27 protein-coding genes and 1 pseudogene are annotated in these 18,716 nt (G+C 69.3%); 21 read left to right on the forward strand and 7 right to left on the reverse strand.

Features of this window, described 5'->3' with window-relative positions; translation table 11 throughout:
* Window positions 1-13: 13 nt before the first annotated feature.
* The 3 genes from AB0H43_RS02800 (at window position 14) to thpR (ending at window position 2,050) form a co-directional block, all read left to right on the forward strand.
* A complete protein-coding gene (locus AB0H43_RS02800) occupies window positions 14-772 on the forward strand; it encodes a maleylpyruvate isomerase family mycothiol-dependent enzyme (protein ID WP_359995351.1) in 759 nt (252 codons plus the stop codon).
* A gap of 67 nt (window positions 773-839) precedes the next feature.
* Window positions 840-1,469, forward strand: a complete 630-nt coding sequence (locus tag AB0H43_RS02805) for a hypothetical protein (RefSeq protein ID WP_359995353.1) — start codon at window positions 840-842, stop codon at window positions 1,467-1,469.
* Between the two features lie 2 nt (window positions 1,470-1,471).
* Complete coding sequence (gene thpR, locus AB0H43_RS02810) at window positions 1,472-2,050, forward strand: RNA 2',3'-cyclic phosphodiesterase (protein ID WP_359995791.1); 579 nt, start codon at window positions 1,472-1,474, stop codon at window positions 2,048-2,050.
* A 25-nt stretch (window positions 2,051-2,075) separates the two neighbouring features.
* Here the strand turns inward: thpR and AB0H43_RS02815 are convergent, their stop codons facing one another.
* From AB0H43_RS02815 to AB0H43_RS02825, 3 genes are all read right to left on the reverse strand, one after another.
* Complete coding sequence (locus tag AB0H43_RS02815) at window positions 2,076-3,062, reverse strand: aldo/keto reductase (RefSeq protein ID WP_359995355.1); 987 nt, start codon at window positions 3,060-3,062, stop codon at window positions 2,076-2,078.
* A 194-nt stretch (window positions 3,063-3,256) separates the two neighbouring features.
* Window positions 3,257-4,255, reverse strand: a complete 999-nt coding sequence (gene sepH / locus AB0H43_RS02820) for a septation protein SepH (protein WP_359995358.1) — start codon at window positions 4,253-4,255, stop codon at window positions 3,257-3,259.
* Between the two features lie 245 nt (window positions 4,256-4,500).
* The gene (locus tag AB0H43_RS02825; protein ID WP_359995361.1) at window positions 4,501-4,851 is read right to left on the reverse strand and encodes a hypothetical protein; all 351 of its coding nucleotides are present in this window, start codon (window positions 4,849-4,851) and stop codon (window positions 4,501-4,503) included.
* A 44-nt stretch (window positions 4,852-4,895) separates the two neighbouring features.
* On the opposite strand from AB0H43_RS02825, the gene AB0H43_RS02830 reads away from it, so the two are divergent.
* The 7 genes from AB0H43_RS02830 (at window position 4,896) to AB0H43_RS02860 (ending at window position 11,489) form a co-directional block, all read left to right on the forward strand.
* Window positions 4,896-5,717 carry an inositol monophosphatase family protein gene (locus tag AB0H43_RS02830; RefSeq protein ID WP_359995364.1) on the forward strand — a complete coding sequence of 274 codons (822 nt, stop codon included), beginning with the start codon at window positions 4,896-4,898 and terminating at the stop codon, window positions 5,715-5,717.
* 102 nt (window positions 5,718-5,819) lie between these two features.
* A complete protein-coding gene (locus AB0H43_RS02835) occupies window positions 5,820-6,833 on the forward strand; it encodes a hypothetical protein (protein ID WP_359995367.1) in 1,014 nt (337 codons plus the stop codon).
* Between the two features lie 86 nt (window positions 6,834-6,919).
* A complete protein-coding gene (locus AB0H43_RS02840) occupies window positions 6,920-8,104 on the forward strand; it encodes a substrate-binding domain-containing protein (RefSeq protein WP_359995370.1) in 1,185 nt (394 codons plus the stop codon).
* Window positions 8,104-8,877 carry an ABC transporter ATP-binding protein gene (locus AB0H43_RS02845; RefSeq protein WP_359995373.1) on the forward strand — a complete coding sequence of 258 codons (774 nt, stop codon included), beginning with the start codon at window positions 8,104-8,106 and terminating at the stop codon, window positions 8,875-8,877. The genes AB0H43_RS02840 and AB0H43_RS02845 overlap by 1 nt, the downstream gene beginning before the upstream one ends.
* A complete protein-coding gene (locus tag AB0H43_RS02850) occupies window positions 8,874-9,572 on the forward strand; it encodes an ABC transporter ATP-binding protein (RefSeq protein WP_359995375.1) in 699 nt (232 codons plus the stop codon). The genes AB0H43_RS02845 and AB0H43_RS02850 overlap by 4 nt, the downstream gene beginning before the upstream one ends.
* 70 nt (window positions 9,573-9,642) lie before the next feature.
* A complete protein-coding gene (locus tag AB0H43_RS02855; RefSeq protein ID WP_359995378.1) occupies window positions 9,643-10,494 on the forward strand; it encodes a branched-chain amino acid ABC transporter permease in 852 nt (283 codons plus the stop codon).
* Entirely contained in the window at window positions 10,491-11,489 is a 999-nt protein-coding gene (locus AB0H43_RS02860) for a branched-chain amino acid ABC transporter permease (protein ID WP_359995381.1), read from the forward strand. The genes AB0H43_RS02855 and AB0H43_RS02860 overlap by 4 nt, the downstream gene beginning before the upstream one ends.
* An 85-nt stretch (window positions 11,490-11,574) precedes the next feature.
* Here the strand turns inward: AB0H43_RS02860 and AB0H43_RS02865 are convergent.
* Window positions 11,575-12,321 (reverse strand): annotated as a pseudogene (locus tag AB0H43_RS02865) (pirin family protein); the annotation flags it as partial.
* Between the two features lie 408 nt (window positions 12,322-12,729).
* Entirely contained in the window at window positions 12,730-13,134 is a 405-nt protein-coding gene (locus tag AB0H43_RS02870) for a hypothetical protein (protein ID WP_359995384.1), read from the reverse strand.
* 391 nt (window positions 13,135-13,525) lie between these two features.
* Between AB0H43_RS02870 and AB0H43_RS02875 the strand changes: the two genes are divergently transcribed.
* On the forward strand, window positions 13,526-14,713 hold the full coding sequence (locus AB0H43_RS02875) for a helix-turn-helix transcriptional regulator (protein ID WP_359995386.1): 1,188 nt from the start codon (window positions 13,526-13,528) through the stop codon (window positions 14,711-14,713).
* 142 nt (window positions 14,714-14,855) lie between these two features.
* Here the strand turns inward: AB0H43_RS02875 and AB0H43_RS02880 are convergent, their stop codons facing one another.
* Complete coding sequence (locus AB0H43_RS02880) at window positions 14,856-15,152, reverse strand: hypothetical protein (RefSeq protein ID WP_359995389.1); 297 nt, start codon at window positions 15,150-15,152, stop codon at window positions 14,856-14,858.
* Between the two features lie 233 nt (window positions 15,153-15,385).
* Here AB0H43_RS02880 and AB0H43_RS02885 point away from each other — a divergent pair, with 233 nt between their 5' ends.
* Genes AB0H43_RS02885 through AB0H43_RS02905 form a run of 5 tightly spaced genes read left to right on the forward strand, consistent with a single transcriptional unit; the run spans window position 15,386 to window position 17,108 of the window.
* Window positions 15,386-15,967, forward strand: a complete 582-nt coding sequence (locus AB0H43_RS02885; RefSeq protein ID WP_359995392.1) for a hypothetical protein — start codon at window positions 15,386-15,388, stop codon at window positions 15,965-15,967.
* A complete protein-coding gene (locus AB0H43_RS02890) occupies window positions 15,960-16,145 on the forward strand; it encodes a hypothetical protein (RefSeq protein WP_359995395.1) in 186 nt (61 codons plus the stop codon). The genes AB0H43_RS02885 and AB0H43_RS02890 overlap by 8 nt, the downstream gene beginning before the upstream one ends.
* Window positions 16,142-16,546: a hypothetical protein gene (locus AB0H43_RS02895; RefSeq protein ID WP_359995397.1), complete on the forward strand. Its 405-nt coding sequence runs from the start codon at window positions 16,142-16,144 to the stop codon at window positions 16,544-16,546. Before AB0H43_RS02890 ends, AB0H43_RS02895 begins: the two co-directional genes overlap by 4 nt.
* The gene (locus AB0H43_RS02900) at window positions 16,543-16,776 is read left to right on the forward strand and encodes a hypothetical protein (RefSeq protein WP_359995400.1); all 234 of its coding nucleotides are present in this window, start codon (window positions 16,543-16,545) and stop codon (window positions 16,774-16,776) included. Before AB0H43_RS02895 ends, AB0H43_RS02900 begins: the two co-directional genes overlap by 4 nt.
* Window positions 16,773-17,108: a hypothetical protein gene (locus AB0H43_RS02905; RefSeq protein WP_359995402.1), complete on the forward strand. Its 336-nt coding sequence runs from the start codon at window positions 16,773-16,775 to the stop codon at window positions 17,106-17,108. The genes AB0H43_RS02900 and AB0H43_RS02905 overlap by 4 nt, the downstream gene beginning before the upstream one ends.
* On the opposite strand, the gene AB0H43_RS02910 is transcribed toward AB0H43_RS02905, so the two are convergent.
* Window positions 17,102-17,356 (reverse strand): hypothetical protein, encoded by a 255-nt coding sequence (locus AB0H43_RS02910; RefSeq protein ID WP_359995406.1) that lies wholly within the window; start codon window positions 17,354-17,356, stop codon window positions 17,102-17,104. The genes AB0H43_RS02905 and AB0H43_RS02910 overlap by 7 nt on opposite strands.
* Window positions 17,357-17,424: 68 nt before the next feature.
* Between AB0H43_RS02910 and AB0H43_RS02915 the strand changes: the two genes are divergently transcribed.
* The 5 genes from AB0H43_RS02915 to AB0H43_RS02935 are packed head-to-tail and all read left to right on the forward strand — an operon-like array spanning window position 17,425 to window position 18,715.
* A complete protein-coding gene (locus tag AB0H43_RS02915; RefSeq protein ID WP_359995411.1) occupies window positions 17,425-17,622 on the forward strand; it encodes a hypothetical protein in 198 nt (65 codons plus the stop codon).
* Window positions 17,623-17,635: 13 nt separating this feature from the next.
* A complete protein-coding gene (locus tag AB0H43_RS02920) occupies window positions 17,636-17,797 on the forward strand; it encodes a hypothetical protein (protein ID WP_359995413.1) in 162 nt (53 codons plus the stop codon).
* Window positions 17,794-18,249 carry a hypothetical protein gene (locus tag AB0H43_RS02925; RefSeq protein ID WP_359995416.1) on the forward strand — a complete coding sequence of 152 codons (456 nt, stop codon included), beginning with the start codon at window positions 17,794-17,796 and terminating at the stop codon, window positions 18,247-18,249. The genes AB0H43_RS02920 and AB0H43_RS02925 overlap by 4 nt, the downstream gene beginning before the upstream one ends.
* Window positions 18,246-18,479 carry a hypothetical protein gene (locus tag AB0H43_RS02930; RefSeq protein ID WP_359995419.1) on the forward strand — a complete coding sequence of 78 codons (234 nt, stop codon included), beginning with the start codon at window positions 18,246-18,248 and terminating at the stop codon, window positions 18,477-18,479. Before AB0H43_RS02925 ends, AB0H43_RS02930 begins: the two co-directional genes overlap by 4 nt.
* Window positions 18,476-18,715 (forward strand): hypothetical protein, encoded by a 240-nt coding sequence (locus AB0H43_RS02935; RefSeq protein ID WP_359995422.1) that lies wholly within the window; start codon window positions 18,476-18,478, stop codon window positions 18,713-18,715. The genes AB0H43_RS02930 and AB0H43_RS02935 overlap by 4 nt, the downstream gene beginning before the upstream one ends.
* Window position 18,716: the final 1 nt, after the last annotated feature.

An 18,716-nucleotide genomic window follows, 5' to 3' on the forward strand; every position in this document is an offset into this window, starting at 1 on the left:
GTGGGGTGAGGCGATGGAGACCACACGATTCCTCGAAGTGCTCGGCGACGACTACCAGCGCCTGCTCGGCGTCGCCGTCGGCGACCACCTGGGCGCCAAGGTGCCCACGTGTCCCGATTGGACAATGGCCGACCTGGTGGAGCACGTCTCGATGGTCTACCTCCACAAGGTCGAGACCATGCGACTCGGCGCCTTTCCGCAGCCGTGGCCGCCGGAGGATCTGCCGCCCGAGGCTCCCGCCGATCGCCTGACCCGGGCGTACGCCGCGCTGACGGCGGAGTTCGCGCGGCACTCTCCGGAGTCCACGGTGCAGACCTGGTACGAGCCGGATCAGACGGTCGGCTTCTGGATCCGCCGGATGGTGCACGAGACGGTGATCCACCGGGTGGACGGCGAACTCGCGGCGGGGCAGCCGCCGACGCAGGTGCCCGACGACGTCGCCCTCGACGGGATCGACGAGAACCTGCGGGCGTTCCTGGCATACCAGGTGATTCAGTGGCCCGAGGAGTTCGCGGAGGCGCTCGCCGGTTGTGGGGGCGAGACGCTGCTCGTCTCGGCGGGCGGCCGGGCCTGGCTGGTCGGACTCCGGCCGGGCACGGTCACGGTCGAGGACGCCGATCCGGGCACTGCCGCCGACGCCACCGTCTCGGGGTCGCCTTCCGGCGTACTGCTGTGGTTGTGGCGGCGCGCCGACGACTCGGTGGTAAGCCTCTCCGGCAATCCCCTTGTTTCCGGCAAACTGCGCGATCTTCAGCGGATCGCCACACAATGAGTCTGGGCGGTATCACTGGGCGGAAATTCGTAGCGGTCACTTCAGGGGACGACTAGGCTCGGAGGATATGGCGGTGGTGAAGGCATTGGAGCTGGCCGTGGCGCTGATCGCGCTGGTCACTCTGCCGTGTGCGATCGCCGCCATGATCTGCGCCGACGAGCTCATCGTGTCCGTCCGCGACTCGCTGCGCCGCCGCCGTGAGCACTGGCTCGAGCAGCGCACCCTGCATCAGATGGAGCGATCGCTGACGCCGCCGCGCGCCTTCCTGGCGCCGGTCGCCGCCCTCTTCGCCACCGCACCCACGGCTCCGGTCGCGGCCGGGACGGGGCGTGGCGGCGTACCGGAGGAGGAGGCGCCGCACGGTTGGCTGGCGATGCCCGCGGCCGTCTGGGCGAGCATCACGGCCCGGCTGCAGGAGGCCACGGTTCCGCCGCCTCCGCCGTCGGCTTCCTCGCACCCGCCGTTCGAGCGGATCGCCGCCGACCTGCGTCGGCTCGGTGCCGATCGGTTGGGCATCGGCCAGCGCAACGACGTCTGGCACGGCGCGGTCGAGCGGGCCTACGACGTCAAGCTACGGGAGGCGTGCCGGGCGCTCGGCATCGCCGAACATCTGGAGGAGTTGACGGATATGGATCGAGAGATCGAGCGGTTGCGGATCGAGGGCGAGCTGATCGCCGCGGGGGTTCGGCTGCGGTGAGGATGTTCGTCGCACTGTTCCCGCCCCCGCCCGCCGTCGCCGATCTCGAGTCCTTCGTCGCTCGGCTGAACCTGGGCAAGGCGACCGCCGCCGGTCGCGACGTCCGGCTGGACGCACCTGAACGCTGGCACGTCACGCTGGCCTTCCTGGGTGAAGTCGACGAAGCGGGGGTGGCCGCCGCCGAAGGCGCTGTCGGGCGCGTCGCGGAAGCCTGGCCGCAGGAGCACGCCGGGGTGCCGCCCTTGCGGGTGGCGGACGGCGGCCGCTTCGGCACCGGCGCCAGCACGATCCTGTGGGCCGGTCTGCACGGCGACCTGGGCCGGCTGACCGACCTGGCCGGGCAGATCAATCACGAGCTGGCCGAGGCCGGGTTGCCGAGCAGTGACGGCAAGCCGTTCCGGCCGCACCTGACGCTCGCCCGGTGCGGCGACAGCCTCTCCGGCGACGAGGTCGCCGCCGATCTGGCCGCCCTGCACCAATACGCGGGTCCGACCTGGAAGGTCGACGAACTGGTGCTGGTCCGGAGCCATCTCGGCGACGACCGTCGCTACGAGCGTCTGCGTTCCTGGCCGCTTTCCTGAGCCGCGGCCCGACCGCCGGGCGGCTTTACCAGGCCCACGCCTCGGGGCCGGGTCCACCCTTGCCCACCGGCGGGAAGAGCTCGTCCAGCCGCGCCAGGGTCTCCGACGAGAGCGTGACGTCGAGCGCGCCGACGGCCGCGTCCAGCTGGGCCTGCGTACGCGGGCCGATGATGGGCGCAGTTACTCCGGGCCGAGACAGCAGCCACGCGAGGGCAAGGTTCGCCGGGTCGACGCCGATCTGCTCCGCGAGCTTCTCGTACGCCTCGATCGTCTCCCGGCTGGCGGTGGCCGCGTCGCTCGCCCGGCCCTCGTTGACCCGGGCGGCGTCGCCGGTGGCCTGCTTGCGCAGCATGCCGGAGAGCGCCCCGCCGTGCAGCGGCGACCACGGAATGATGCCGATGCCGTAGTGCTGCGCGGCCGGCACCACTTCAAGCTCGACCGTACGCTCGAACAGGTTGTAGATGCACTGCTCCGAGACGAGCCCGAGGACGCCGTGCTCCTTCGCCGACGCCTGGGCGAGGCCGAGGTGCCAACCGGCGAAGTTGGACGAGCCGACGTAGATCACCTTGCCGGCTTGCACCAATGTGGACATAGCCTGCCAGATCTCGTCCCATGGCGTGGACCGATCGACGTGGTGCATCTGGTAGAGGTCGATGTAGTCGGTCTGGAGACGGCGCAACGAGTCGTCGCACGCCTTGATGATGTGCCGGGCGGACAGGCCCGAGTCGTTGGGCCAGTCGCCCATCTTCCCGTAGACCTTGGTGGCCAGGACGACCTTGTCCCGGCGGCCACCGCCGGTCGCGAACCAGCGGCCGATGATCTGCTCGGTGACGCCCTCACCGGTCTTCCAGCCGTACACGTTGGCCGTGTCGAAGAAGTTGAGTCCCAGCTCCAGCGCGCGATCCATGATCGTGTAGCTGTCGGGTTCGGTGGTCTTGGGGCCGAAGTTCATGGTGCCGAGGCAGAGCCGGCTCACGCTCAGGCCGGTCCGGCCGAGTTTCGTGTACTCCATGGGACCGACCCTATCCCCGGTCCTTACCGTCCCGGCCACCTAGGCCCGTTTCCCACTGCGCTGGATCAGGGTTCCGCGTCGAATCTTGGGCCAAGATTCGACCGGGAACCCTGATCCAGCGCGAACTGACAGAGCGCCGGGAAAGGAAGCGGCGCGCAGCGTAAGTGCTGCGCGCCGTAGTGAGGTAAGGAGGGTCAGGAGGACTCGCGCGCGGCGGGCGCCCCGCCGAACAGCACGTCGTCCCAGCTCGGGAGGCGCTTGCGCGGCTTTTCGCCAGTGCCCTCGGCCGCCGCGGAGGCCCGCCGTGGACGCAGGACGGCCAGCGACGGAACGGCCGGAACTTCCTTCGGCGCGTCCGGCTCGTCGTCGAACGCCGTCCCTTGGCCGCCGATCATCGCGGCGGCGCCGCCGACTACCGTCCGCCGCTCGCCGGGCGTGTCGAGGCCCCGGCCCGGCGAACCCGGCCGTTCGAGCGCCGCGACCAGGGCGTCCCGCCCGGCCCGGATCGGGTCGCGGCTGGGCCGGCGACCGGCGTCGGCCACCGCGGGCAGGCCGTGGCCGCCACGGGAGGTCTCGCCCCGGGTCGGCGGCGCGTCCGGCGCGGAGGTGCGGTCGGCGCACAGGTATTGCGCCATGTCATCGTGCGGCGTGACGGACTGACGCGTCTTGTCCAGCTCCCAGATCGCCTGGGCGGTCGCCTTGCCGCTGGGCCAGGTCGCCACGACGCGCCACGTGCCGTCCTCGCGGCGGTATGCGTCCCAGGAGATCTTCTCTGCGTCGACCCCGTGCTGGGCCAGCCGGGCGTCGACGACCTCGGCGAGCGAGCCGGACAGGCCGCGGTCGGCCGTCTTCAGCTTGGTACGCCGGGCGTGCTGAGCGAGCATCGCCCGCTCCTGGAGAACGGGACCGGCGTACCGCAGTACGCGGTCGACCGGAACTCCGGCGACCCGGGCGACGTCGTCGGCGCTTTCGCCACCGCGAATACGAGCCTGAATGTCTCGCGGGGACAGGGCGGCGCTGCCGTCGATCTGTCCAGCCGGGACGGTCAGGGTCGCGGTCGGGCCGGTACGCTCCGCCTGCACCGCGCCGGTGACCCGGTCGTCGATGGGCAGCGCAAGGAGACGGCCGACCTCGTCTGCGAGAACAAGAGCTTGGCCGTCCTCGGAGAGGGCGACGAACCGCACTGGCCGCATCGCTTGCCTCCGTCCCTGAGCGGACCGACGTCGGCGGGGAGATGACGCCGACGCTTCCTTGGACACGGTACGCGGTGGCCGCACATCCGCACACCCGCCACGCCGCCAGAGTTCATGTTTTGGCGAATCGATCATGTATAGGAGTGATCGATCATGGACTTGCGCACGTGACACGCCGGTTGATCACGCACGGCAGTTCATGATTGCGCAGAAAAGGCGGAGGGCGTGCGCCGTCAGGGCGCGCGTTAGGAGCGGGTGACTTTGACGACGATCTCGGAGTCGCTGATGGATGTCACGTTGACGGTGAGACCGGCGATCGTGGCGGAGGCGTCGCGTTGCACGGTGACCTCTTTGCCGCCGACGCTCAGGGTGACGGAGGAGTCGTCCGCACTGACCACCGAGATCTGTACGCCGAGCACGCTGACCTGAGCCTTGTCGGCGTTGCGCTGGAAGGTGACGGTGCATTCGCTGGTGCTGGGGCAGTTGGCCGACGCGTTCTCGGCCGAGCAGCCCGCGAGCGTCGCGGGACCGGCGAGACCCAGGGTGAGCAGGGCGGCGGCCGTCCAGCGGGAACCGCGGCGCAGCGTGGCGATCATGTCTGCGATCATATTCGGCGAATCGGCGGGAGGGGTGCGAAAGCATGCTGGAGCAGGTCGAAACGATCGTTCGAGAGGTCGCCGAGGAGGTCGTGCTCCCGAAATTCCGGGCGCTGACCGCCGGTGAGATCGAGGAGAAGTCGCCGGGTGAGCTGGTCACGGTGGCGGACCGGGCGAGCGAGGCGCTGTTGGCCAAGCGGCTCGCCGATCTGCTGCCCGGCGCCCGGATCGTCGGCGAGGAGGCGGCCGCGGCCGACCCGGGCGTACTCGATCGGCTGGCCGGGGACGAACCGGTGTGGGTGATCGACCCAGTCGACGGGACCAGCAACTTCGCCGGTGGCCGGGAGCCCTTCGGGATCATGGTCGCCCTCGTCCGGTCGGGCCGGCCGGTGCTCGGCGTGATCTACGAACCCGTGCCGGGCTCGATGACCGCCGCCGAACAAGGCTCGGGGACCTATGTGGACGGTGTGCGTACGCGGATGGGCACCGAGCCGTTGACCGTCGGTCAGCTGCGGGGCGGCGTTCTGACCCGGTTCCTCCCCGACGGCGTACGCGAGCGCGTCGAGGCCGGAGTGCCCGAGTTGGGCGCCGCGCTGCCCGGCTTCCACTGCGCCGCCCACGAGTATCGCGAGATCGTCACCGAGCGTGAGGAGTTCGCATTGTTCTGGCGTAGCCTCCCGTGGGACCACGCCGCCGGCGCATTGATCGTTCGCGAGGCCGGGGGTGTCGTTCGTCGCTTGGACGGCACGGATTATGTCGTCGGCGACGCCCGGACGGGTCTGCTGGCCGCGCGCGATCAAACCAGCTTCGAGCTGCTGCGGAAGGCGCTCATCGACGGACTTCCGTCACATTGGGTGACCGCCTGACGAGCGATCTGGGACTGCCAGGCGCCCAGCGTGGTCAGGTACGCTGTCCGGCGGTTTCCCCGACAGGTGACCCCCCACCTGCGGTGATGAAAGGAACCGACCGTGACTCTGACGGCACTTTCACGTCGATGGCTGGCGCCGCTGCTGGCGCTCGTCGTGGGCGTGACGTTGTTCGTCACGCCTTCGGGCGCGTATGCCGAACCCGATGAGGGCGGCAACGCGACGCAGCTGATTCAGAACATCGAAGCGGCGTCGCGTGGCTACCTGGAAGCGCAGGACGGGCTGGAGGCGTCCCAGTTCAAGCAGGCCGCGCTGCAGCGGGAGTTGACCAGGGTCAACGCCGAGCTGACGCCCCTGCGCAAGGAGGTCGCCGCCATCGCGGTGGAGGCGTACACCAACGGCCGGCTCACCACGATCGGCGCGATGCTGTCGGCTTCCAGCTCCGACTCGTTCCTCGAACGGGCGACGATGCTGGAGGAGATGAACTACCGCGAGGACGACTCGCTACGCCGGCTGACTCGTCTTGAGGCGCGCGCCAAGGCCGACAAGGAAGCCATCGACGCCGAGGCGGCGATCCAGAAGGCACAGAAGGCCGAGATGAAGAAGCGGCTCGACGCGCTGGAGCTGACGCTGTCCAAGTCCGGCGGCCGCAAGGCCGCGACCGGCTGGCTCAAGATCCCCGCGCCGAAGGCGATCCCGACCAAGCGCAACGCCGACGGGAGCCTGCCGTCCGAGGGCGCCACCGTCAGGGACCCGACCGGCACCGGCGGCAAGATCACCCCGCGGACGAAGCATGCCCTGGACGAGGCGAAGCGCGTCGGCTTCACCCGGTTCACCAAGTGCTGGCGTACGCAGAGCTGGGGTGAACATCCCAAGGGCCGGGCCTGTGACTTCTCGGTCAGTGTGGGCGGATTCGAAGGTGTGCCCAATTCGTCGGAACGCATCTACGGCGACAAGCTGGCGGCGTTCTTCATTCAGAACGCGAGAGCACTCGGCGTCCTCTACGTGATCTGGTACCGGATGATCTGGACACCCGGCGCAGGATGGCACAACTACAGCGGGTGCTGTGGGGCGGCGGCCGAGCATCAGAATCACGTCCACCTCTCCATGTACTGAGTTATGTCGGCGGCACACATAGCTGGGCCGCCGTCGCCCACCTAACGTCTCCGGGCAACATCCCCGTAACAGTGCTGGAGACGCTGATGAGCGCTACTTATACGCGGCGGTCGCTGACTGCGGCCGCGGTGCTGGCCGTCGCCGCCGCGGCTGTGGGCTGCTCCAGCCCGCAGGACGCCGCCTCGGGCGACCAGACCTCCCCGATCAAGGTCGGCCTGGTGTACTCCCAGTCCGGCGCTCTGGCCGGCTACGGCCAGCAGTACAAGGCCGGCTTCGCTGCCGGTCTGGCGTACGCCACCAACGGCACCGGCAAGGTCAACGGCCGGACGGTCGAGGTCTCCGAGGCCGACGACGCGGGCGACCCGAACAAGGCGGTGTCGGCGGCCAAGGACATGATCGGCAAGGGCGTCAAGATCCTCGCCGGGTCGACGGCGTCCGGCGTCGCGTTGCAGGTCGCGCCGATCGCGGCGCAGAACAAGGTGCTCTTCGTCTCCGGGCCGGCCGCGACCGACGGCGTCACCGGGGTCAACCGATACACGTTCCGCTCGGGCCGGCAGTCGTACCAGGACGTGCTGACCGCCAGGTCCTTCATCGGCGACGCGACCGGTAAGAAGGTGCTCGTCTTCGCCCAGGACAGCGCATTCGGCAAGGCCAACGAGGCGGCCGTCAAGGCGGTCATCGGCGGCGCGGGCGCCACGGTGAGCAGCATCCTCGTCCCGGCCACGGCGACCGACTTCACCCCGGCCGCGGTGCAGGCGAAGAACGCCAAGGCCGACCTGGTCTTCGTGGCCTGGGCGGGGACGACCGCGAGCGCGATGTGGCAGGCGCTGGACCAGCAGGGTGTTCTGGGATCGACCCAGGTCGTCACGGGTCTGGACCAGAAGTCGACCTGGCCGACCTTCGGCGCGGCCGGCGGCAAGATCTCGTTCCTCTCGCACTACTTCGACGGCGCGGCGGACAACGCGGTGGCGAAGGCGGCCCGGGAGAAGGTCGGCGGCCCGCTCGACCTGTTCCACCCGGACGGCTTCACCGCGGCCCAGCTGATCGTGCGGGCGATCAGCGAGGGCGGCGACGACGTCGAGAAGCAGATCAAGGCCCTGGAGGGCTACAGCTTCGACGGGGTGAAGGGCAAGCTCACCGTCCGCGCCGAGGACCACGCGCTGCTGCAGCCGATGTTCCAGGTCAAGTTCGGTTCGGGCGGGCAGCCTGAGCTGATCAAGGCCGTGGACCCGCAGGACTGCGCGCCGCCCGCCGTGGCGATGAAGTCCTGATGTCCGACCAGGTCACCGGTGGCCCGGCGGTCCTCGCGACCGCCGGGCTCACCTGGCGCGTCGGCAACGCCACGATCGTCGACGGCGTGAGTCTGGAGCTGCGGGCGGGGGAGTTCCTCGGCGTGATCGGGCCGAACGGTGCCGGGAAGACCTCGCTGTTCAACCTGATCAGCGGACTGCGCGTGGCCACCGCGGGCACTGTCCAGCTGCTCGGCCACGACGTCACCCGGCTCGCTCCGCATCGGCGCGCGCGGCGTGGGCTCGGCCGGACGTTTCAGGCCTCGTCGGTCTTCGCTTCGCTGTCGGTACGCGAGAACGCACGGCTGGCGGCGCAGGCCCACCACGGGGGTTCCTTGCAGGCGTGGCGTGGCACGAAAGGGTTCCCGGTGGTGGCCGAGCGCGCGGACGAGTGCCTGACCGCGGTCGGGCTGGCCGATCGCGGGGAAGCCCTGGCCGGGACGCTGGCGCACGGCGAGAAGCGGAAGCTGGAGATCGCCTTGCTGCTGGCCGGGTCGCCCCGGGTGATGCTGCTGGACGAGCCGATGGCCGGCGTCGCCGCCGAGGACGTCCCCGACCTGGTCGAGGTCATCCGCGGGCTGACCGGCCACACCGGAGGTGCCGTCCTCATGGTGGAACACCACATGGAGGTCATCCTCGGCCTCGCCGACCGGCTCGCGGTCATGCATCACGGCGCGCTGCTGGCCTGCGACGCCCCGGACGTGGTCATGGCCAACCCGGTCGTGCAGGAGGCGTACCTGGGGGAGGAACTGTGAGCGTTCTCCAGGTTCGTGACCTCTCGGTCGTCCTCTCCGGACTCAGCATCCTGCAGGGCGTCTCGTTCGACGTCGCGTCGACCGGCGTCACCGTGCTGCTCGGCCGCAACGGCGTCGGTAAGACCACCACGCTGCGGGCGATCCTCGGGCTCGCGCCCGCCACCGGTTCGCTCACTTTCGAGGGCGACGAGATCGTCGGCCGCCGGACGCACGAGCTGGTCCAGAAAGGCCTCGGCTATGTGCCGGAGGACCGCTGCGTCTTCGCCGGGCTGACGGTCGCCGAGAATCTCCGGCTGGCCGAACGCACCAAGAATTCGGCGTACGACTTGGTCTTCGACCTGTTCCCTGAGCTGAAGAAACGCGCGAGCCAGAAGGCCGGCTCGCTGTCGGGCGGGCAGCAGCAGATGCTCGCACTGGGCCGGGTCCTGCTCACCGAGAACCGCCTGCTGCTCGTCGACGAGCCCACGAAAGGTCTGGCCCCCAAGGTGGTCACGGAAGTGGCGGACGCGCTCGCGCGGGTCGCGGTCCGCGTCCCGATCCTGCTGGTCGAGCAGAATCTCGCCGTGGTACGCCGATTGGCGGGCGACGCGGTGGTCCTCGCCGCGGGCAAGGTCGCCTGGACCGGCGGCGCGTCGGAGCTGCTCGGCGATCACGAGCTCACCAAGTCCCTCCTGGGCGTGGGGAGTCATTCATGAGCGGCCGAAGGCTGATCATCGGACGGTGCAGGTGGACTCATGCGGTCGCCGGCCGCAGGACGGTGATCGCATGAGCACTGTGGTCTTGTTGGCTGTCACGGGGCTCGGTCTGTCGGCGCTCTACTTCCTCATCGCGTCCGGGTTGTCGCTCGTCTTCGGCCTGGCCGACGTCCTCAACTTCGCGCACGGCTGGTTCCTCACCGTCGGCGCGTACGCCGCCTACTGGGCGACGCCGAAGGTCGGGTTCGCCGGGGGAGTCGCGGCTGGTGTCCTGGCCGGGGCGGGGGTGGCCGCGCTCGTGGAGCTGGTCATGATTCGCCCGCTCTACAAGCGAACGATCGCCCAGGTGCTCGTCACCGTCGGGTTGTCGCTCGCCGGGGTGGCGCTGTTCCAGGCGTTGTTCAGCCCGGACGCGCGCATCTTCCCGAGTCCGAAATGGACTCAACAGGTCGTGGACTTCCTCGGCGCCCGCATCCCGGTCAAATCGTTGCTGCTCATCGCGGGTGCCGTGGTGGTGCTCGCGGCGCTGCTCGCGTTCCTGCGCTGGACCCGGTACGGCCTGATCATCCGGGCCGGTGTGGAGAACCGGGAGATGGTGACGGCCCTGGGCATCGACGTCCGAAAGGCGTTCACCCTCGTCTTCGCGATCGGCGGCGCGGCGGCCGGACTGGCCGGGGCGCTCGGCGGGGTGTACTTCGAATCCGTGTCGCCCACCGGCGGCGCGTCCCTGCTGATCTTCGCCTTCATCGTGGTCGTCATCGGCGGCATGGGCTCCATCACCGGCTCGGCCGTCGCCGCGGTCGCCGTGGGCCTGCTCCAGCAGTTCGTGAACTACTACGGCTCAGCCGGGGCGGGCGACGTCTGCGCCGTGGCGCTGCTCGCGATCGTCCTCCTCGCCCGGCGGCAAACGAGGCAAGCATGACCTATCTGCGGAGATACTGGCCCTTCGGCGCGGTCGCCGTCCTGGCGTTCCTCCCGTACGCCGGAATCAGCGTCCCCGGCGTCTTCGACGGGCCGCTGAACAGCCCGGGGACGCTGCAACTACTGGCGCTGTGCCTGCTCTTCGGTGGGCTGGCGACCGGATACGACCTGCTCTTCGGGCGTACGGGGTTGCTCAGTTTCGGGCACGCGTTGTTCGTGGCGCTCGGTGCGTACGGGGCCGACGTGCTGATCAGCAAGGCCGGCCTGCCCCTGGGCATCGCCGCCCCGGCCGCGATCCTCCTCGGCACCACGGTCGCCGCCGCCGTCGGCGCGATCGCGTTGCGGGTCACCGGCATCGCCTTCGCGATGGTGACGCTCGCCTTCGCCCAGGTCGGAGCGATCCTGGCGGCTCGGGACGCCTGGGGGCTCACCGGTGGGGACGAGGGACTGGCGTTGGACGTCTCCGGACTGCCTGCCGGACTCGTCGGCGTCGTCAACACCTACAAGCTCTATTGGGTGAGTCTGGCGTACCTGGTGATCGTGATGATCGTGGTGCGACGGACCGTGACCTCACCGACCGGTCGGGTGCTCGCGGGCCTGCGAGACGACGAGCGGCGAGTCGGCGTGCTGGGCCTGAACCCCTACGTCTTCAAGCTCTTCGCCTTCGTCCTCGCGGGCGCGTTGGCGGCGGCGGGCGGGGTCGTGCACCTGCTGCTCGTGCAGGGCGCCGATCCCAAGATCGCCGGAAGCGAGCTGACGTTGTCGCTGCTCGTCATGGTGGTGCTCGGCGGCCCCGGTACGCGCTATGGCCCGCTCCTGGGCGGCGTGCTCTACACCTACCTGGATTACCGGCTCACCCACGTCGCGGGTGGGCTGCCCGGACCGCTGAAGCAGCCGTTGTTCGTGCTCGGCGTGATCTTCATCCTCGCCGTGTACTTCTTCCCCGGCGGCATCGCTCAGCTCCGGCTACGCGCTTTGCGCCGCTCCGTCTCTTGACGAGGCCTCCCCTTTAGTGCCGGATCAGGGTTCTGGGTCGAATCTTGCACCAAGATTCGACCCAGAACCCTGATCTGCAGGGAGATCACAAGCCGGGGCCGTGGCCGGCCGGAATCGTGCCGAGCCGACCGGCCTGGAAGTCCTCGAAGGCCTGCATCAGCTCGGCCTTGGTGTTCATGACGAACGGCCCGTACGCCGCGATCGGCTCCCGGATCGGCTGCCCGCCCAGGATGAGGACGTCGAGCTTCGGACTGCGCGACTCCTGCCGGGGCGCGGCTTCGATGGTCAGCGCTCCGCCGGAGCCGAAGACCGCCAGCTGGCCGAGGCGTACCGGCTGCTTCTTCGCGCCCACGAAGCCGGAACCGGCGAGCGTGTAGACGAGCGCGTTGAAGTCCTCCCGCCAGGGGAGCCGCAGCTGGGCACCGGGCTCCACGGTGGCGTGGATCAGCGTGATCGGCGTATGCGTCACCCCCGGCCCGGGGTGGCCGTCCAGGTCACCGGCGATGACGCGGATCAGCGAGCCGCCGTCCGGCGAGGTGAGCAGCGAAACCTGTCCGGCCCGGATGTCCTGGTAACGGGGGTCGGCCATCTTCAGGCTGCGCGGCAGGTTGACCCAGAGCTGGAAGCCGTGGAAGAGCCCGCCCGAGGCGACCAGCTCCTCCGGCGGCGCCTCGATGTGCAGCAGGCCGGAGCCGGCCGTCATCCATTGGGTGTCGCCGTTGGTGATCAGGCCGCCGCCACCGTTGGAGTCCTGGTGACGGAAGGTGCCGTCGAGGAGGTAGGTGACGGTCTCGAATCCGCGGTGCGGGTGCCACGGCGTGCCCTTCACTTCACTCACTTAGGTGCGTATTGAATAACGCAAAGAGGCCCGGTAGGAGATAACCCCTACCGGGCCAATCCTCGGACTCCTCACCCCTTAAATGAATCATCCGAGGAGTCCATTGTAGCCAAGCCCCTGACGGCCTACAACTTGACCTTTTCTCGCGAAGCGACGCGACGTCGAGTTACGGACGCCTCATCGTTAGGAAGCCAGACCTCCTCCCACAGCATCGGGAAGAAGTGCGCGCACTCGACGCTGTCCAGCGAGAGCAGGACGACGAGCGGCAAGCCGGCCTCTGGGCCGCAGACAGGGCACGCAAGCGTGACCGAGGACCACTCGAAGGCGTCCGCGTCCTGCGGCTGCCACCAGTGACCACAGCGGGTGAGCACGAGGAGGCGCGCCCTCTCGACCTCGGGCACGTCAGATCGCCCCGTACGCCGGAGGGCCAGCGGCCCGATCCCGCGCTCTCTGGTCCTCGTACGCGGCCCCCAACATCTGCTCAGCCTCGCGTAGCGCAGCCTCTTCCTTCTCCTGTGCCTCGGCCGCCGCTCGCTGTGCCTTGAGCTTCGCGTGAATCGCGTCCCGCCACCGCGTTACGTCGATGACGAGCTTTCCAGCCATGTCCAGATCGCACGCCGTGACCTCGCCAAGCTCGACCCACCCGTGCGGGAACAGCATTACCTGAACGCCCTCCCCGGCGATGCTGAGGGCTGGCGCGGTCTGACCCTTCTCGTCGACATCAAGCGTGATCTCCGACTGATTGCCGACGTAGACGGTGACCTCAAGCCGCGTCTCGGTCGGGCGGATGACTCCCCGGTCAGACACGGTTCCCCCATCCCTGATCCTTCATCCACTGGTAGACGCGGTTCACCGTCTCCGGGTCGGTGGACCACCTCGAAGCGTGCTGCCCGGTCAGCATGAGCGGCGCGATCGTCGTCCTTGGTTGCACTCGCACCGGTCGGAAGCGCCAGTTGCGGACATCCTCCGCGTCCGACCAGTCCGGCATGTTGCGCTGTCGTCGTGGTAAATCCGGGACCCCCACGGCGGTTGATCCGGTGACCATCGTTGATCCCCTCCCCGCATCCATTTACGCTAGTGTTTGGCAGCGAATGGGAGGGGGTCCGCCCGCCTCCCATCCGCGCTCTGATATCAGCATCACTGCGAGGGCCTCGAATTCTGACGCCGACGGTATTTCAGAGCATTTCAGGGGGCGATCATGGAGACCACGGTCGGTCAGGTCTTGCGATCATTGCGAACGAAGATCGGACTCTCGCAAGCCGACCTCGCCCGACACGCGCACACCGTTCAGTCTCATGTCGCCAACGTCGAGGCGGACCGTCGAGAGTTGACCCCCGAGCTTGCCGAGGCTTTCGATCGAGTGCTCGGCTCGGCCCCGCTGCTAGCGATCCTGGCAGCGTTAGGAGGCGACGACATGCAACGGCGAACGCTGCTCATGCACCTCGGCGAGGGCGCGGCGGTAGGCGCGATCTCCGGCCCGGGTGGGCTCGCGGAGATAGTCCGCGCCGGCCTGCTCGACGCGGCCGGAGTGCAAGCCGATTGGGACGAGCGCGTAGCCGACTACCGGCACCGCCTTACGGCCGACGGGAGCGCGAGCTTCGGCCGTGCCCTCATGGCTCAGCTCATGGCCGTGCGGTACCGCCTCAACGCCGGGCCGACGCCCGAGCTACTCCGGGCCGCCGCAGGGCTCGGCTCGGTCTTCGGACTCTGGCTAGGCAACACAGGCGACCTCGTCGCGGCGCACGGCTGGTACGTCACGGCGAACGAGCTTGCGACCATGAGCGGGGACGCGGCACTCACGTCGTACGTCGTCGGTCGCTCCGCCTCGCGCGCGATCTATGAGGGATGGACCGTCGCCCGGACCGTCGAGCACGCTGAGCGCGCCCTCGACCTCGCGGGAGGGAAGCCCGGGGCGGGGCCGTTGGAGGCGTACGCCGCCCTCGTGCACGTCCATGCGCTCACGGGCGACGCGAAGGCGGGCCGCGCGGCCGCCGCGTCGATGGTCGACGTGGCCGACGCAATGGGCGACCCGAGCGCGCACGCGCGTGCGCTGTTCCTGGCCGCGTTCGGCGAGGCGCGATACGGCACGGCGGACACAGCGACCGAGGCGTATGCCGCCGCTCGGCCGGCGCTCGTGCCACACCCGCTGTGGGCCGCCGAGGCACGGGTCTACCTTGGTCGGGCGCTCGTCGCCTCCGGGGCGGTAGCCGATGGGGCTCGCGTCGCGCTCGACGCGGTAACGCCGCTACAGGACGCCGTGCGCGTCGTCGGCGTGGCCGTGCGGGACGCGGTTACCTCCGCCCCCGAGCGCACCCGTTCGGACGACCTCGATGCGCTCAGGGCGTACGCTGATCCTGCGCCCGGACCGTGGGAGACGCTGAGATGACCAAGCCCCGACAGCCGATGCCTGGTGACCTTGAGAAGGTCGCCGAGCACTTGCACTTGCGTGCGCCAGAGGGCGACGGCTGGGAACCCGTGATGCATGACGGCCGTCTGCGCTACCGGCGCAGGGTCGGGGACGGTTGGGTCTACGCCGACCCGCGCGACTCGTCGGGGGAGTAGGTCCGACGCGCCTCGGGCTCGAAATACGAGAACCGATCGCCGTCCTTCGCCTCGGCCCGCGCCATCATGAGCCCGACGGCCTGACGCGCTGCCTCTTCGGTCGGGTACTCCTGTCGCCATGTCTCGCGTGGGGCGTCGCTCGTGCCCACCCGGACGTACACCCACCACGCGCCGGCCTCGCTGACGTACAGCCAGATATGCCGTTGGCCCCATCCCCAACGGCCGTTACGCCAGTGCCCTACGCGGCGCAGCCCGGTTGCCACGATCGGAGCGTACGACGCGGGCAGGGGCGCGGGGTGAGGCCCGTGACAGAAATGACGTAGTTCTTGTCATTCTGTATCCAGCCTTAAGCGACTCCTCCTCCTCCTCTATATCCCCAATAGGGGATGACGCTGTTTACGTCATTTCTGTCATCGAGTTTGGGCGACCGCTGAACACCCCGGCCGCCCCTGGCGCATAGGCCCTTCGTCAAGCACCCCGACGAAGGGAACCCTTCATGCCACCGATCGCACCGGTCGTCTTCGTTCACGCCGACAGTGACGACGACGTCCTTCGCATCACGAAGCGGGACGACGCGCGCATGCCACTGCGGGTCGCCATCTGCGCCTACGAGGACGGCAACGGAGAGCGCGCTGTGGTCTACCTGACCCCGGCCGCCGTGACCAGCCTGCGCGCCAAGCTCGCCGAGTTCGACCCGACGGCCAAGACCATGGCCGTGGTCGTCGACCGTGAGTACCGGCTGCTGCCCAACTCGAAGGACGGCGTCGGGGACCGGACCCGCATCGCGGAGAACGTCACCCGCGTCCGCGCCGAGAGCGGGATCGACTCCGACGGCGACGTGGATGTGTATGCCGTCGACGGCGATGTTGCGGGGCAGTGCTTCTACGTCTCGCCTGCCTACCTCGCGCCGCTCGACGAAGAGCCCGCGCCCGTGACCGAAGCCCCCGACCAGCTCGACCCGCGCCGGGTCGCCGCACTCATGACGGCGGCCGAGTTCATCGGGCAGGGCTCGGGCGGTTACCCGATCATCGGGGCCGCGCGGTTCCTCCTCGGCGAGCTGAACGCGACCGATGACTAAGGCGAAGGCCGAGGCTGCCCGTGACTGCTGTTGCGGGCAGCCCATTCGCTACGTCACGGGCACGCCCGGCGCGGTCGTCGAGACCCGCGAGATCGCGCCCGATGTCCGCGCCGAGCTGAACGGCGCGGGCGAGATCGTCTCGATCGTCTTCCCCTACGGCTTGGAGCACAGCGAATGAGCGCTTTCACGATCAGAGACAAGAGCGGCGACTCCGTCACGTTCTCCATCGCCGATGAGCCCGGAGAGGCGGTCTTTCTCGACCCAGCGAGCAGCGTTGGCGTCTGGCTCACCGCGACGGACGTCGACAATCTGATCGACTTCCTGACGCCGTTCAGCGCGCGCCGGACGGCCGCCCCGACCGCGCCCCCGAGCAACCTGACCTCACTCGTCGACCGCGTATGGGTCCAGACCGAGGGCGTCACCTACAGCACGGACCCGTACCGCGTCGCGGCGCTCACGAAGGCCGTCGAGCTGTGGAACGGCCTCGACGCCTACGAGGAGCCCGAGGACCGCTCGCCGGTTACCTCGGTGCTCGACCTCGCGCGCTTCCTCCTCGACAACGACAAGGACAACGCATGAGCGTTTACACCGTCCTATGGATCGGATGGGGCCTGTACTTCGCCGTGGTCGAGGGCATCGCCCTCTTCAACTCGAAGCCCGGCGACACCCTGAGCGAGCACATCTGGGCGTGGTTCGGCACGGCTAAGGCCGGCAAGCCCGTCAACGGCTGGGCGCGCTTCCGGCGCTTCGCCCTCCTCGCCTTCATGGCGTGGCTGACTCTGCACTTCATGACGGGGGGCCGGGTGTGAGCTACGACCCCCGCGAAGGCAAGCTCCCGAAGTGGGCGCAAGACCTCCTCGCTGACCTCCGGCGAAAGGTCGAGGACGCCGAAACGCGAGCCGAGGAAGCCCGTTACGCGACCGACCCGGAGGGCTCCGACGCCGTCCTGTACCCGCACGCGGACGTTCCGGTCGGCCTCGGAGATCACGCGCAGGTCCGTTTCAAGCTCGGCCCGCGCAAGCACGACTACGCGGACCTCCGCGTCGAGCGCGGGGCGCTGCTCGTGAGCGGCGGGCAATACCTGTCCATCGAGCCGGCCTCCGGCAACCTCGCCCGCGTGCGGACCCGGGAGGACTACTGACCCCCGGCGATGCCGCTCGCGCGACCGCTAGCAAGGTCCGCGACTTCTACACCGAGGACGAAGAGCGGGAGGTCTTTCGGGACCTCCTCGCTCGGTCCTGGGACTACTTCGCCGAGCTGCTCGACCGCACGCCCGCGATGGAAGTCCGCACCTTCCCCGGCGTCCTCGTTCGCACCGTTCCCGAGCACGCCGACCCCTGCCCGGACGGCATCGCCTGTCCGCTCGCCGACGACTACCCGCAGGCGCACCTCAACAAGCCTCCGCGTCGGCTGTGCACTGTCCCTGACTGCTACTGCGAAGGGTACGAACACCCGTGGTGAACCGACGTCCCTCGAAATCCACGGGCGGCGCTGCCGTCCTGCTCTTCCTGCTCGCCCTGACCGCGATCTGTGCCGCTGGCGGGCTGAACGTCTTCGCGCCGTGCGACACGCTCGCGGCCGTCTACCGCTCCTACGAGCTGCCCGCTCGCTGTCACCCGGAGGTGCCTGCCGTTGTCGTCCCTGCCCGACGCTGACCGCCCTTGGACCATGGCGGACGTCCGGCGCTGGGTTGCAGAGCACGAGGAGGTGCCCGACGACTTCGAGGTCTCCGGGCACCTCCCGCGCTTCCCGCGCCATTGGGCGCACGTCGAGATCTACACCAACACCCTGCTCGGTCTTTATGTCGACGACCCGGAGGATTTCGTATGACCCCCACTGAAGCTCTCACCGAGGCTGAGCAGTTCGTCAGCCGCCTGACCGTGGGCGCGGGCGAGACGTCATCGGACGTCGTGCGCACGGCCGTGGCTCTCGCCGTCGCTCAGTTCCTCCTCGACAACGAGGCGTACATCGAGCCCGAGCCCACCGAGGGCGACGTCATCGACACGACGGACTCGGTTCCCGCCGGCCCGGCGCGCAAGGTGATGTGCGCCGCTAACCCCGGCGATTACGCGTACGTCCGCAGCGGCCGGACGGTGGGGGGCTCGGGCTTCGTCGGGCTCGTCAACCTCGCTGACGGCGAGACCACGCAAGTCGTGCTGAGTCCGGCCGACGCTCGCCGCTACGCCGCTGGCATCCTCGACGCGGCCGACGAGGCGGACGGTACCTCGCCGCTGCTGTGGCTCGGCAAGGGCGACGACGGCCCGCAGGCGGTGCCCGCGTGAGCAGCGACCGAGACGCGGTGAAGCGGGACGCGCTCGGCTCGATCGAGGCGTGGCTTCCGGGCCACACCTTCCCGGAGGAAGGCCCGCAAGAGCGCGTGGCGCTCGTCGGTGGGGACGACGACGCGGTGATCGTCTCCTACGAACCCGCCATGTCTTCCTACCTCTACGGCGTCGAGCCCACGCGCACATTCCGCATCACGGTCAACGTCGAGGAGGTGACCGAGCCGTGATCGTCACCCGCGAGTACCGCAAGTGCGCCTCTTGTGGCGAGTACCGCCATGACTACATGTTCCCGTTCGCCGACCCGGCCGCGTGGTCGTTCGCGCATCCGCCGCGCTCGTCCTCGCCGAAGGCAGTTGCGGCGTTCGCGAAGCGGGCTGCTGACGCGGTCCGCATCCGCAAGGCCGCACAGTCCAAGGGCCGCAACTACTCGACCTGTCTGCCGTGCGTCAACGGCGACGCCTGAA

Origin of the sequence: Hamadaea sp. NPDC050747, assembly GCF_040654195.1 — a bacterium.
GTDB lineage: Bacteria > Actinomycetota > Actinomycetes > Mycobacteriales > Micromonosporaceae > Hamadaea.

What these genes read in the sequence shown, in the direction of transcription:
- AB0H43_RS02800 (WP_359995351.1), top strand. Translation starts at nt 14, where the DNA reads ATGGAGACCACACGATTCCTCGAAGTGCTCGGCGACGACTACCAGCGC.
- AB0H43_RS02805 (WP_359995353.1), top strand. Translation starts at nt 840, where the DNA reads ATGGCGGTGGTGAAGGCATTGGAGCTGGCCGTGGCGCTGATCGCGCTG.
- thpR (WP_359995791.1), top strand. Translation starts at nt 1,472, where the DNA reads ATGTTCGTCGCACTGTTCCCGCCCCCGCCCGCCGTCGCCGATCTCGAG.
- AB0H43_RS02815 (WP_359995355.1), bottom strand. Translation starts at nt 3,062, where the DNA reads ATGGAGTACACGAAACTCGGCCGGACCGGCCTGAGCGTGAGCCGGCTC.
- sepH (WP_359995358.1), bottom strand. Translation starts at nt 4,255, where the DNA reads ATGCGGCCAGTGCGGTTCGTCGCCCTCTCCGAGGACGGCCAAGCTCTT.
- AB0H43_RS02825 (WP_359995361.1), bottom strand. Translation starts at nt 4,851, where the DNA reads ATGATCGCCACGCTGCGCCGCGGTTCCCGCTGGACGGCCGCCGCCCTG.
- AB0H43_RS02830 (WP_359995364.1), top strand. Translation starts at nt 4,896, where the DNA reads ATGCTGGAGCAGGTCGAAACGATCGTTCGAGAGGTCGCCGAGGAGGTC.
- AB0H43_RS02840 (WP_359995370.1), top strand. Translation starts at nt 6,920, where the DNA reads ATGAGCGCTACTTATACGCGGCGGTCGCTGACTGCGGCCGCGGTGCTG.
- AB0H43_RS02845 (WP_359995373.1), top strand. Translation starts at nt 8,104, where the DNA reads ATGTCCGACCAGGTCACCGGTGGCCCGGCGGTCCTCGCGACCGCCGGG.
- AB0H43_RS02855 (WP_359995378.1), top strand. Translation starts at nt 9,643, where the DNA reads ATGAGCACTGTGGTCTTGTTGGCTGTCACGGGGCTCGGTCTGTCGGCG.
- AB0H43_RS02860 (WP_359995381.1), top strand. Translation starts at nt 10,491, where the DNA reads ATGACCTATCTGCGGAGATACTGGCCCTTCGGCGCGGTCGCCGTCCTG.
- AB0H43_RS02875 (WP_359995386.1), top strand. Translation starts at nt 13,526, where the DNA reads ATGGAGACCACGGTCGGTCAGGTCTTGCGATCATTGCGAACGAAGATC.
- AB0H43_RS02885 (WP_359995392.1), top strand. Translation starts at nt 15,386, where the DNA reads ATGCCACCGATCGCACCGGTCGTCTTCGTTCACGCCGACAGTGACGAC.
- AB0H43_RS02890 (WP_359995395.1), top strand. Translation starts at nt 15,960, where the DNA reads ATGACTAAGGCGAAGGCCGAGGCTGCCCGTGACTGCTGTTGCGGGCAG.
- AB0H43_RS02895 (WP_359995397.1), top strand. Translation starts at nt 16,142, where the DNA reads ATGAGCGCTTTCACGATCAGAGACAAGAGCGGCGACTCCGTCACGTTC.
- AB0H43_RS02900 (WP_359995400.1), top strand. Translation starts at nt 16,543, where the DNA reads ATGAGCGTTTACACCGTCCTATGGATCGGATGGGGCCTGTACTTCGCC.
- AB0H43_RS02920 (WP_359995413.1), top strand. Translation starts at nt 17,636, where the DNA reads ATGGCGGACGTCCGGCGCTGGGTTGCAGAGCACGAGGAGGTGCCCGAC.
- AB0H43_RS02925 (WP_359995416.1), top strand. Translation starts at nt 17,794, where the DNA reads ATGACCCCCACTGAAGCTCTCACCGAGGCTGAGCAGTTCGTCAGCCGC.